Source organism: Bacteriovorax sp. PP10, from assembly GCF_035013165.1.
Lineage (GTDB): Bacteria > Bdellovibrionota > Bacteriovoracia > Bacteriovoracales > Bacteriovoracaceae > Bacteriovorax > Bacteriovorax antarcticus.
The window spans coordinates 1,243,073-1,255,136 of record NZ_JAYGJQ010000002.1 but is presented as its reverse complement, the minus strand read 5'-3'; the positions used below and the strand labels follow the sequence as shown (position 1 = coordinate 1,255,136).

At 39.0% G+C, this 12,064-nt stretch carries 10 protein-coding genes; 3 read left to right on the top strand and 7 right to left on the bottom strand.

Features of this window, described 5'->3' with window-relative positions; all coding sequences use genetic code 11:
* Position 1 precedes the first annotated feature (1 nt).
* The 3 genes from SHI21_RS16130 to SHI21_RS16120 are packed head-to-tail and all read left to right on the top strand — an operon-like array spanning position 2 to position 2,572.
* Positions 2 to 658, top strand: coding sequence for a hypothetical protein (locus SHI21_RS16130; protein ID WP_323577906.1), 657 nt, complete (start codon positions 2 to 4; stop codon positions 656 to 658).
* Between the two features lie 14 nt (positions 659 to 672).
* Positions 673 to 1,977 (top strand): adenylosuccinate lyase, encoded by a 1,305-nt coding sequence (purB, locus tag SHI21_RS16125; RefSeq protein WP_323577905.1) that lies wholly within the window; start codon positions 673 to 675, stop codon positions 1,975 to 1,977.
* 1 nt (position 1,978) lies between these two features.
* A complete protein-coding gene (locus SHI21_RS16120; RefSeq protein WP_323577903.1) occupies positions 1,979 to 2,572 on the top strand; it encodes a hypothetical protein in 594 nt (197 codons plus the stop codon).
* Here the strand turns inward: SHI21_RS16120 and purM are convergent.
* Genes purM through SHI21_RS16085 form a run of 7 tightly spaced genes read right to left on the bottom strand, consistent with a single transcriptional unit; the run spans position 2,569 to position 12,063 of the window.
* Positions 2,569 to 3,558 (bottom strand): phosphoribosylformylglycinamidine cyclo-ligase, encoded by a 990-nt coding sequence (gene purM, locus SHI21_RS16115; protein WP_323577902.1) that lies wholly within the window; start codon positions 3,556 to 3,558, stop codon positions 2,569 to 2,571. The genes SHI21_RS16120 and purM overlap by 4 nt on opposite strands.
* Positions 3,559 to 3,570: 12 nt before the next feature.
* On the bottom strand, positions 3,571 to 5,166 hold the full coding sequence (gene purH / locus SHI21_RS16110) for a bifunctional phosphoribosylaminoimidazolecarboxamide formyltransferase/IMP cyclohydrolase (protein ID WP_323577901.1): 1,596 nt from the start codon (positions 5,164 to 5,166) through the stop codon (positions 3,571 to 3,573).
* Between the two features lie 12 nt (positions 5,167 to 5,178).
* Positions 5,179 to 5,961, bottom strand: a complete 783-nt coding sequence (locus SHI21_RS16105) for a phosphoribosylformylglycinamidine synthase subunit PurQ (RefSeq protein ID WP_323577899.1) — start codon at positions 5,959 to 5,961, stop codon at positions 5,179 to 5,181.
* Positions 5,958 to 9,044: a phosphoribosylformylglycinamidine synthase subunit PurL gene (locus SHI21_RS16100; RefSeq protein ID WP_323577898.1), complete on the bottom strand. Its 3,087-nt coding sequence runs from the start codon at positions 9,042 to 9,044 to the stop codon at positions 5,958 to 5,960. The genes SHI21_RS16105 and SHI21_RS16100 overlap by 4 nt, the downstream gene beginning before the upstream one ends.
* Positions 9,041 to 9,616, bottom strand: coding sequence for a phosphoribosylglycinamide formyltransferase (gene purN, locus SHI21_RS16095; RefSeq protein WP_323577897.1), 576 nt, complete (start codon positions 9,614 to 9,616; stop codon positions 9,041 to 9,043). Before purN ends, SHI21_RS16100 begins: the two co-directional genes overlap by 4 nt.
* The gene (purD, locus tag SHI21_RS16090) at positions 9,617 to 10,927 is read right to left on the bottom strand and encodes a phosphoribosylamine--glycine ligase (RefSeq protein ID WP_323577896.1); all 1,311 of its coding nucleotides are present in this window, start codon (positions 10,925 to 10,927) and stop codon (positions 9,617 to 9,619) included.
* Entirely contained in the window at positions 10,924 to 12,063 is a 1,140-nt protein-coding gene (locus SHI21_RS16085; protein ID WP_323577895.1) for a phosphoribosylaminoimidazolesuccinocarboxamide synthase, read from the bottom strand. The genes purD and SHI21_RS16085 overlap by 4 nt, the downstream gene beginning before the upstream one ends.
* Position 12,064: the final 1 nt, after the last annotated feature.

The following is a 12,064-nucleotide window of genomic DNA, read 5'->3' as shown; positions in this document are numbered from 1 at the left end:
GATGAAAAAATTAACAAAAAAAATGATTCTTCCAGTTTTATTTACTGCGAGTATGGCCTCTGCAAACTCTGCTGAATTAATTTTAAATTCTGACAGCACTTTCAACCCTACTCACGAAAACCGCTTTTCTTTCATGATGGGTGTGAACCCAAGCCTGACAAAATCGGCCGACATGAGCAATTTTACATTTTCATACGGAAAGAAAATGGAAAATTACTGGATCGATACAAATTTTGCCATGAATAAGGGATTATTCAAAAAGTTTTCTGCCAATAATCAAACGGCCACAGGTGCTACAGATGAGCAATTAGAAGAGCAAAAAAACTCTCTCACAACGATCGGTGTAGGTATCGGAAGAGAAACTCGCTACGCACAAACTCTGCTTCCATTTAACGATATCTATGAACTAATGGCCGCCAACATCACTTACAACAGCTACAAAGAAGACTTTTCTGGAAAATCTTTTTCAGGGCCTGGTCTGCTTGCAAAATTTTCTGTTTATAAGAGATTCAACGACTATTTTAGTGCCGGTGCTCATTTCAATTACAACCTTGCTGTGGTAAAAAGAGCTCAAGAGAATGACACGGAAACAAACTCACAGCGCTCTTTAACCCTGGGCTTTTTGACTATGGGAATTGACTTGAGTTTCTACCTATAAACTAAGGATGAAATATGATCCCTCGTTACGAAGCAAAGGCCATTACACCAATATGGAGTGATGAAAACAAGTTTAAAACTTTCCTTCGAATCGAGCTTGAACTGCTGCGTGCTCTGGAAGAAAAAAAGATGATCCCATCAGGGATCGCCGAAACAATCCAGAACACGGCAAAAATCCACACTGATAGAATTGATGAAATCGAGTTAACAACCAGACACGACGTCATCGCATTCTGCACTTCAATCACTGAACAACTTCCTGCTGATATTGGAAAGTACTTCCACTACGGTGTGACGAGTTCAGACGTTATTGATAGTGCTCTTACCCTTCAAATTAAATCTTCTTTAGATGTCGTGATGAAGTCATACGACGCTTTCTTAGAAGCTCTCAAAGCACGTGCTATCGAAACGAAGATGCTTATGACCCTAGGTCGCTCTCACGGAATGTACGCTGAGCCGATGAGTTTTGGACAAAAGCTTCTTGGTCACTATGCTGAATTCAAACGCAGAAGATCAGAACTTCAGGAATTCTACGACAATGAATTAACTATTCAGCTCTCAGGAGCTGTTGGTAACTATACGATCCTGACTCCAGACATTGAAGAAAGTGTAGCTAAAAAATTGGGTGTAAAAGTTGAAGACGTTTCAACTCAAATTATCCCAAGAGATAGAATCGCAAAAATGATCTCTATCACTTCACTTGTTGCTAACGCTATTGAAAGGCTTGCTGTTGAAATCCGTCATCTTCACCACTCAGATGTGAGAGAAGTTGCTGAAGGTTTTAGAGCTGGTCAAAAAGGCTCAAGCACAATGCCCCATAAGAAAAATCCGATTGCCAGCGAAAACCTTACTGGTCTATCGCGCTTTCTTCGCTCACATTTAACGATGGCCCTCGAAAATGCAATCCTATGGCATGAAAGAGATATCAGCCACTCAAGTGCAGAAAGACTTTATCTTCCAGATCACTTTGGAATTTTAACGTACGCTCTTGATCGTTTTACAACTACTCTCAACCTGCTTGATATCGATGAGAAAGTTATAGAAGGTAAAGTTCTAGCTCACACTCACTACTTATCAAGTTTCTACCTGCACTTCTTAATTAAGAACTGCGAGTCGCTTACAAGAGAAGATTTATACACAGTGGTTCAGGCCGCATCGTTTGACGTGGAAGCAAAATCTAATCCACTTAAATACCGTGAGTTCATTCAAAACGAACTTAAAAGCAGAAAAATTGATGTAAAACTTCCGGAAGTAACCCCAGAAGGATTAAGAAACATTTATCTGAAGTCCGTTGATCACGTCTTCAACAGAGTTTTATAAAATGAATAAAGCGGTTCCATACAACAATAATATCTTTTCTCTCCAAGGAAGATTGAGCCGGGCCGCTTACATTACCCAAAACCTACTTATCAATCTTGTTGGATTTCGCTTCCTATACTACCCACAGATTGTTGAATCTTTTTATAAGATGAAAGCGAATCCTGATTATAAATACCTTATTGAACAATTAAGAGAAGCTCCGCATTTTGCTTACGCCTTTAAGGCATTAGATCAGGCACCAAAAGAAACGATGATTATCATCGTGATTAAGTACCTCTTCATCATTCCTTTTCGTATGATTGATATCAAAAGAATGAAAGATATTGTTGATCGTGAACTCACTTCGACAGAGATGTTTTTGATCGCTGTGATCTTCACTCTGCCTTACGTCGATTTTTTTACAACGTTAGGTCTCTCGATGATTCCGGCATTTTATTATGCTAACAAAAAGAATATTCAGAATATTAAAGCGGATGATTTAAAAGACGCTCGCAATGAGAAGTTTTTACAATTGAATCAAAAACTTTTTGAAAGTGGAAAGATCTCTCGTGCCGACTACATCAAGGCACGAGATGAACATACTAAAAAACCCTAAAGTTCAGTTTTATCCAAGAAAATTTTCCCTGATCCATTTGTAACATGACCAAGTAAGAATGCTTTTTCTCCCAGGCGTTCAAGCTCAGCAATAATCAACTCTGGTTTATCAGTGGCGACCACCATGCCCACTCCCATATTGAATGTACGATGAAGTTCAGCAGTATCAAGACCACTTAGATCACATACTTCTTTCATGAAGTTTGGAAGAGCTGGTGCAGCTGTTACATGGTAATCGAAAGTGTCGTTAATTCTTGGAATGTTTAAAAATCCAGATCCTGTGATATTGGCCAATCCTTTAACTGAATCTCTATGAGTTTTTAATAACGAGAGTACTGTCTTCACATAGATTGTTGTAGGAGTCAGACAGGCCCTTTTTAAATCGAGATCACAGCTTTTAACATCTAAAATTTTTCTTACTAGAGAAAAACCATTTGAATGGAAACCTGAACTTGCGATTCCGATTAAAGCATCCCCTGCGACCAGCTTCTTTCCATCAATCAAATCTTTCTTACTCACTTCACCAACACTGAAGCCAGCAAGATCGTAATCCCCAACTTGATACATACCTGGCATTTCTGCCGTTTCTCCACCGATTAAGGCCATACTTGATTGCAAGCAACCATCAACGATTCCTTTTAAGACTGATTCGCTTACATCTAATTCAAGTTTACTTGAAGCAAAGTAATCTAAGAAAAATAATGGACGGGCCCCTGAGCAAATTAAATCGTTCACACACATAGCAACCAGATCAATTCCGATTGTATCGTTCACACCCAGGTCGATAGCGAGTTTTATTTTTGTTCCTACTCCATCTGTTGAAGAAGCAAGGTATCTGTCTTCATCAAGAGCATAAAGGGCGCAGAAGCCTCCTACACCTGAGACGACTTGTTGATTATAAGTTGATTTTACCATTTTCGAGATTCGCTCTACGAACAAATCACCTTTTTCTATATCAACACCACTATCTTTGTAATTCATTCCCATAATTTTTCCTTTTTAATGCCTGAAGTGCCTTTTCCCAGTCGTCATCATCGCAATCCCAAACTTATCACAAGCTGCAATCACTTCATCATCACGGATGCTTCCACCCGGTTGAATAATCGATTTGATCCCAACCTCATGACAAACCTCAACCGAATCAGCAAATGGAAAAAATGCATCTGAAACAAGCAGCATATTGTCCATCGACAACCCTTTATTCTCAGCACGAACCTTTGCCAATAAACGAAGCGAGTCCAATCTATTCGGCTGCCCCATCCCCGTCCCGGCCATTGTAAAATTCCCATCTAGAGTCTTACAAACCAGAGCAATCCCATTGCTCTTTAAATGTTTACAAGCAAGAATCCCAAAATCAACCAACTCAAGTGTTTCAAAAGGCATCTCTTTTTTTGTTACAAGCTTAAGCTCTTCTGATTTTCCAAAACTCTCATCTTCATTTTGCATTAGAAGACCACCAGAAATACTTTTTACAATAAACTCTGATTCTTCTTTAGGACGATTGGCAATTTTAAGGAGTCTGACATTTTTCTTCTTAGCAAAAAACTTTAATGCTTCTGCTGAGTAATCAGGAGCGATAACCACTTCGATAAATTTCTCACATAAAAACTTAGCGCATTGATCATCCACTGTTTGTGAAAATGAAATAATCCCACCGAAGCTGCTGACACTGTCCCCGTTCCAGGCTTCTTCTAGCGAAGAAAAAAGATTTGAGGAAACCGCAAGTCCACATGGGTTGGCATGCTTAATAACAGCAGTCACCGCTTTGCCACTTGAGACATGAGCAATGTCACTCATCACTCGCCAAGCTGCATCTGCATCAACCCAGTTATTATAAGAAAGCTCTTTTCCTTGCAGAACTTCAGCATCAACTAAATTGATAGAAGTCTGAGTATTTTTTAATTTAAAAATATTCGCTGTCTGATGAGGATTCTCCCCATAACGAAGAGTTTCTTTCGCAACAATCGAAAGCCATGATTTTTCTTCTGGAGCTTTCTTCTCTTCAAATCTTGCAGACAATTCATCCGCGATCATCAGGTCATATTGAGCAACACGATTAAATGTCCTAACGGCCAGAGATCTTCTTGTTTCAAAAGACGTTGTCCCAGTGAATCCTGTTAAAAACGAATCATAGTCACTCACGTCTGATAACACAGCAACCGACTCATAGTTTTTAGCGCTCGCACGCAACATCAAAGGGCCTCCGATATCAATATTCTCAATCAGCACTTCTTCTGTAGCATTTGTTCCTGCGTACTTCTCAAAGGGATAAAGATTACAAACAACTAAATCAATTGGCTCAATATTTAATTCACGGGCCTCTACAATATCTGTTTCATGGTAACGACGAAATAAAAGTCCGCTGGTTACAGGGAAAGAAATAGATTTCATTCTCCCGCCGAAAGCTTCAGGATTGCCTGTCACTTTTTCAATCGATGTTACAGGAATCCCCAGGTCTTCAATAAACTTTTTCGTTCCACCTGTTGAAATGATCTCAACATTATTTTTATGAAGAGTTTCTACTAACATCGTCAAGTTAGTCTTGTCAGTCACACTGATCAGGGCACGCGAAATTTTACGGTTTTCGTTTCTCATTTCATCCTCATCTTAATTATTAAAATTTTCTTCACAATAAGATATTCCACTTTCAAAGATAGCTGCACCAATTCCGACAGCATATCCTTTGTCTTTCCCAGATGGACTATGCCATGCGCTTGTCGCCGCTTCCGGATGTGGCATCAATCCAAAGATTCTTCCTGTTGGATCGCACACTCCAGCGATCTCATTGTATGAACCATTCACATCTTCTGAGTATGAAAGAGCGATCTGTCCATTTTCACCAAGAGTTTTATAAGTTTTAAGCTGGTCTTCAGCATTTCCTTTAAAAACAATTCTTCCTTCACCGTGACGAATAGGAAGACTGATTTTTTTACCTTTAAGTGTTTTTGTCCAAACACAACTAGATGTTGGAACATCTAAATCAACCCAACGGTTAATAAAGTGCCCTTGACGGTTACTCGTTAAAGTCATTGTTCTTTCTGTAAATGGTTTTGGAAGAAGTCCCAGTCTTACTAATGCTTGAAATCCATTACAAATACCAATCACAAGCTTTTTGTTATCAATGAATTTCTTTAACTCAACATTAAGAGCGTACTTAAGTTTCAGAGCAAGAATTTGTCCTGAACCAATCTCATCTCCAAATGAAAATCCACCAGGAAGGGCCAAGATGTGAGCTGTATCTAAAATTTGTGGGTTATTTATAAGATCTGTAATGTGAATGATCTCAGCTCTGATTCCCTTTTCAAGAAAGGCCAGTGCCGTTTCGGTTTCACAGTTAATCCCGTCCCCTGTTAAAATTAAGGCCTTAATATTTGAACGTGCTAAGCTCATACTAATCCCTCCACTTCTACTTTATAGTTTTCCATACACTCGCGACCACTTACATTTAAAATCGTTTGATCCTGAACATGAACCATTAATTTTTCATCATTGGTAGTCACACCAAGCTTCATAAAATAATGTCCCGTGAGATTGTCTTCAAATTCCTTTTGATCAGCTGGATTTACAGTGACAACAAAACGTCCTGCACTCTCATTAAACAAGAATCCAAGCATATCTTTTTCGCTGATACCTTTTATTTCCAGGTTCATCCCATAAGGTGTTCCCATCATTTTCTCAGCTAGAGAAATCAAGACTCCTCCATCTGAAACATCGTGAGAACTCGCAATCAACTCTTCTCTCATCGCTTTATGAAAGCAACGGTATAAATCGAGTTGTTTTTTTCCATTAATATAAGGAAGTGGATACTCCACTGAGTAATCTTCATAAAGATCACTCAATTCAAAAGCAGAATGGTAATGCTCTAGTTTTTCACCGATTAAATAAACCAAAGACCCTACACCTTTCACTTCTGAAGTTGTGATAGCTTTCAAGCTTGGAATTTTTCCCATCGCCGTTACAAGCAATGTTGGAGGAACACTAATTTTAACTTTTTCACCTTCAGCAGTATTTCCGATAAAATCATTCTTCATACTGTCTTTTCCACTAACAAAAGGCATTCCGTAAGCAAGACTTAAATCGTAAAGCGCTTTTGAGGAACGAACTAAGTGAGCTAACTTTAATTTTGCATCTGGATTTCTTTCCGACTCAATCGGATCAGGCCAGCAGTAGTTATCAACTAAAACCATTTCATCTGGATTGGCCCCCACACAAACGGCATTTCGTACAGCTTCATCCAGTGCGTATTCCGCCATCAGGTATGAATCATACTGAGTCACTTTCGGGCAAATTCCACAGGCAATTGCCAGAGCATTGTCTGCATCTCCGCCATGAGGCTTCATCCAGATCACTCCAGCATCACTTGGTGCCGAGTAACCTTTCTCTTTTGTTCCCGTAAAAGGTTTTACAATCGTTGCCCCTTTGACTTCATGGTCATAGCGACGGATTAAATGTTCATGGCTTCTGATGTTTGGACTTCTAAATAGATCTAAAAGAATTTTCTTAAAATCATTTTTTGGAAGAAGTGGTTTATCAATCTTCTTTCCAATCCAGTGTGCACTTTTTGTATTTACATCAAAATGAGCGTTAAGCTGCATCGGCATTAAAGATTCATGTAAAAAGTGCAGTGAAAGATCTGCGACCAATTCATTATTGTATTTTACGATGAGTGACCCACTATCAGTGAATTCACCAATAACCGAAGCTTCTACATTTCTCTTTTCTGCAAGAATCAAAAAGTCGTTAATTTTATCTGTTGCTACCGAAAACGTCATACGTTCCTGGCTTTCACTTACCATCAATTCAAAAGGAGATAATCCCGGATACTTCACTAATGCTTTTTCTAAGTTAACGATCGCCCCATTTGTTAACTGGGCCATCTCACCAACACTTGAACTCAGCCCTCCGGCCCCATTGTCTGTCACACTATTAAAGAGGCCATGAATTCTCGATTCAATTAAAAAATCACTCAAGCGCTTCTGAGTAATTGGATCTCCAATCTGAACAACTGACGAAGGGACTCCATCAACCAATTCCATTGAACTAAAAGTTGCTCCGTGAATTCCATCTTTTCCGATTCTTCCACCGGCCATAACGATAAGATCCCCTGGACGCTGACCTTTATCACAAGTGTTTAAACCATTTTCTACCTGAGGCATGACTCCAATCGTTCCACAAAAAACCAGTGGCTTTCCAACGAAGTCGCGGTCAAAAACAAAAGCTCCATTCACTGTAGGAATTCCACTCTTATTTCCCCCATCTTGAACGCCAAGATGAACACCTTCTTTAATGCGATCAGGATTCTTTAGAAGAAGTGGCATTGAAATCTGATTGTCTTTAAAATACTTATTTTCTGCCAGACAAAATACGTTTGTATTCGCGATCGGCTTAGCTCCAAGCCCTACACCTAAAATATCGCGGTTCACTCCTAGAATTCCTGTCAGCGCTCCACCGTATGGATCAAGTGCACTTGGCGAATTGTGAGTTTCAACTTTAATACAAACATCAATGTTGTCGTCAAAGCGGACAATCCCCGCATTGTCATGAAAGATCGAAATCAGCCATGGAAGCTTTCTTTCTTCTTTAATCTTTAACGTCGACCCACGAATAAACGTTTTAAAAATCCCATTAACTTTCAAATCCCCAATGGCCTTCACCCCTTTTGGTAAATTTGATTCGCTGTAAGTAATCTCAGAAGAAAAAATCTTATGTTTGCAGTGTTCACTCCAGCTTTGAGCGATGACTTCCATTTCAACATCACTTGGATTGCGACCAAGAGTTTTGTAATGGGATTTTATGTGAGTAAGTTCTGCTGCACTTAAGGCCCAGCAGTTTTCCTGATTCATCTTCAAGAGCTCAGCTTCCGGTACATCGAGGTTAATGGCCGCTGACTTATTGGCCTTAATTTGCACATTCGGGAATGTAATATTTTTAAAACGAGTGTTATGAACAAGTTCATTTGAAGTTGTGACGGCAACTTTGTGTAAAAGGAAGTTCGCCATTTTTTCATAAGTTAATTTTTCTAATGTGGCGACATCTAAAGAAGTCCCTTCTACGTAGTACATAACCCCTGATGACACCTTCAGCTTTTCTTTCGATAAAGCTGGAATAAGCTTTAATGCTTCAAGGGCAGCATGAGCAGAGTTATCAGTAACTCCCGGGCGAAATCCAATATCAATTAAGTATGGATTTTTAAATCCACGGGACTTCAGCCATGAGTGATAAATTTCCTGGTTATCATTTTCTGAACTAAAAAGATTTTCCATTACACTGTCAGTAAAAACCTCTTCAGCGTAATCATGAATTCGATGAATAGGATTAAGGGATTCAACTAAAAAATATTTCACCTCAAAGATCTGTGAAAAATCCACCTGCATATAATCTTTAAACCAGGTTTTTAAACCTTCTTCATGTGTTGTCACATTTTTCAGGTTATAAACGTTCGGGTAAATTTCAAAACGATAAACATGACTCATAATAATCCCTTAAATAATTTCTCCAATACCATTGGATAAAATTCATTTTCTATTTTCAGTCCACGTGCTTTAAACTCTTCAAAACTCTCACCATGAATTAACTCAAACTTCTTTTGATCAATTATTTTTCCTGTATCCATGCCTTCATCAACAAAATGAACCGTGCATCCTGATTCAAGACCCCCCGCTCTAAAAGCATCTCCATATCCATCAGTTCCTGGAAATAATGGCAGAAGAGAAGGATGAATATTTACAATCTTATTTTTAAACACATTTAAAAAATGCGGAGTCAGAAGTTTCATAAACCCAGCAAGCACAATCCAGTCCGGATTATAATCTGCAAGCCTAACAATCATCTTCTGATCAAAATCTAATCGACTTTCACTTTTTTTCTTACGAACAAGTAAAGCAGGAACTCCAGAAGTCGCTGCTCTCTCTAAAACAAGAGCACTCTTCTTATCACTCAAGACACAAACCACTTCTGCCATATCAGATGTACGCGCCCAGTTCATAATCGCCTGCGCATTTGATCCCGATCCCGAAGCAAGAATGGCAATCTTGATCTTTGTCATTTAGATCTGTCCTCTGGCGATATCATTTCTGTACTGTGCTCCCGAAAACTCAATCTGCGATACATACTCATAGGCCTGAATACGTGCATAGGTATAAGTCTCGGCAAGACTCGTAATCCCAAGAACTCTTCCACCTTTCGTTTTCAACTGACCATGAGTCTTCTCAACTCCGGCCATGAACAAAAAGTCATAGGCCGTTAAATTAAATGTTGGATTAAAATTAATCGGATCACCTGAGCGGACTTTCTCCCCCTCTGTGCCTGGATAACCATGAGCGGCCATGACAACATGGACGGCTTTCATATCTTTTTTTATTGGTGATAATCTACCAAGCTCAACTTGAAGCTTTTTAATATCACCTTTTGCTGAAGCCTCTAACCAAGGTAATAGATCTTCATCTAAAAGAGGAAGCAGCACCTGAGTTTCCGGGTCTCCTAATCTCACATTAAATTCTAAAACTTTCCAACCGGTCATCGTCTTCATCAGACCAGCAAATAAAATTCCAGAAAAAGGCGTTCCCGCTTTTTTCATTCCTTCTATCATTGGAGAAAAAACATTTTTATTAATCCAGGTCTCATCTTCTGCCGTTACAATAGAAGCAGGAGCAAACACTCCCATTCCACCAGTATTTGGCCCCATATCATAATCACGAAGTCTCTTATGGTCACAGGCCGTACCTAAAAAGGCATAATTCGAACCATCACAAAGAGCAAAAGCGGAAACTTCAATCCCTTCTAAGAAATCTTCAATAATAATATGATTAATGTTCTCTCCCAGAAGTTTTTCCTTCATGAGAGAGATCACACCAATGCGCGCTTCGTTTTTACTCTGACAAACGATCACGCCTTTGCCTTGAGCAAGCCCATCACACTTCACAACCATTTTTTGCGAAGTCGACTCTTCAATATATTTCAAGGCCGCATCAGCTTCAAAAAACTCAGCGTATCCCGCAGTAGGAACCTGATTCGTCATCATCACATCTTTAGCAAAAGCTTTTGATGTCTCAAGCAAACTTGCGGCCTTTGTAGGTCCCATAATTAAAAGATTATTTTCTTTAAAAAGATCAACAATTCCCTCAGACAAAGTCGCTTCCGGTCCAATAACTGTTAAATCAACTTTTTCTTTCAAAGCTAACTTCAACAATCCCTGAATATCCATCGCTCCAATATTTTCAATTTGTAATTGAGGTAAAGTTTGAATCATCCCACTATTACCTGGACTCACAATCACTTTAGAAACAAGTGATGACTGAGTTAAACTATGGCATAGAGCATGCTCACGCCCACCACTACCAACAACTAAAACTCTCATAAGTACCTCTTGCTATAATCTTCTAAATTAAATTCTTCTGAGAAAAACTTCTTTCCCAACACTTTGGATGTCACTGCATTGGAGTAACTCTTATAGACGGCTTCCGCTCTTGCTTTCACTTCTGGATTAAGTTTTAAGGGAGAAGAGTTGTATTTACTTAGACACACTTCTTTAAAATCTCCCCCAACAACTAGAACATCTTTTTTGGCCGCTTCAAGATTTAAAAACCAGGCACTTCCTTTATAAGTCTCTCGCAAGAATTCTTTGGAGAAACTCTTGCCCTTATAAAGGAGCCTTAATTCATCAATCCCAATCGAGTCCACTAATATAAATGAGCGATTTCCATCTGAACCTGGAATAAATCCCACTTCAATTTTCCCATCCCAAAGCTCAAGCCCCAGGTCATGGTGAAAACGAAATAGATTAAGAGCAATGAGATTTGTCATCTGCTGAAGTTCAATCCATTCAGAGTCATTCATTCCAGAAATTTTCTGGGCCTCAGAATAATCAAGATAACGATCGCCTCGCTCTAACTTCGTCGAAAAATCAATAATCGGTGTTTTAAGTAATCCTGCTTCTGGAATTTCATTAAATCCAAACGCCTTCCACTTGGATAAATCACTCCCTAATCTTTTCGTCAGAGAATTCCCCTGAGATAACCCAAGTCTAAAAATCACTTCTAACGGAACCAAAGCATGCACAGGTTTATCCGTGTAAGCTTCATAGTGATAATTCACACCATCAAATGGCGGGCGAATAACTGAAATATTTTTAACTTTTAAATAAGGCGTATTAAATTCATCATCTAAAACAGCATGATGATTTAATCCTTGAGCACAGTATCTTTTATAAATTTCAGATTGCGATAAGGCCGACAAATACTCACTAGAAAATGTTTGATTAATAATTTCAGAAGAAAACAGACCTTCCCAATTTGCAGACTCTCCAAGGTACTGAAAAAAACTCTTCCCCATTATAGAAAGCGTTTTCCCTTTTTCGTCCAATTGATCAGGCATTTCCCCCCAATCAAACACAGAATAACGATCAGAGAATTCAAAAACCAGAGATTCTGCGGACACTTCTCCCCTGACATTTTTTACCGATCCACGGTACAGTACAGGTGGCAGATTTGTCATA

Coding starts and splice junctions, on each gene's coding strand:
- SHI21_RS16130 (WP_323577906.1), top strand. CDS start 2: ATGAAAAAATTAACAAAAAAAATGATTCTTCCAGTTTTATTTACTGCG.
- purB (WP_323577905.1), top strand. CDS start 673: ATGATCCCTCGTTACGAAGCAAAGGCCATTACACCAATATGGAGTGAT.
- SHI21_RS16120 (WP_323577903.1), top strand. CDS start 1,979: ATGAATAAAGCGGTTCCATACAACAATAATATCTTTTCTCTCCAAGGA.
- purM (WP_323577902.1), bottom strand. CDS start 3,558: ATGGGAATGAATTACAAAGATAGTGGTGTTGATATAGAAAAAGGTGAT.
- purH (WP_323577901.1), bottom strand. CDS start 5,166: ATGAGAAACGAAAACCGTAAAATTTCGCGTGCCCTGATCAGTGTGACT.
- SHI21_RS16105 (WP_323577899.1), bottom strand. CDS start 5,961: ATGAGCTTAGCACGTTCAAATATTAAGGCCTTAATTTTAACAGGGGAC.
- SHI21_RS16100 (WP_323577898.1), bottom strand. CDS start 9,044: ATGAGTCATGTTTATCGTTTTGAAATTTACCCGAACGTTTATAACCTG.
- purN (WP_323577897.1), bottom strand. CDS start 9,616: ATGACAAAGATCAAGATTGCCATTCTTGCTTCGGGATCGGGATCAAAT.
- purD (WP_323577896.1), bottom strand. CDS start 10,927: ATGAGAGTTTTAGTTGTTGGTAGTGGTGGGCGTGAGCATGCTCTATGC.
- SHI21_RS16085 (WP_323577895.1), bottom strand. CDS start 12,063: ATGACAAATCTGCCACCTGTACTGTACCGTGGATCGGTAAAAAATGTC.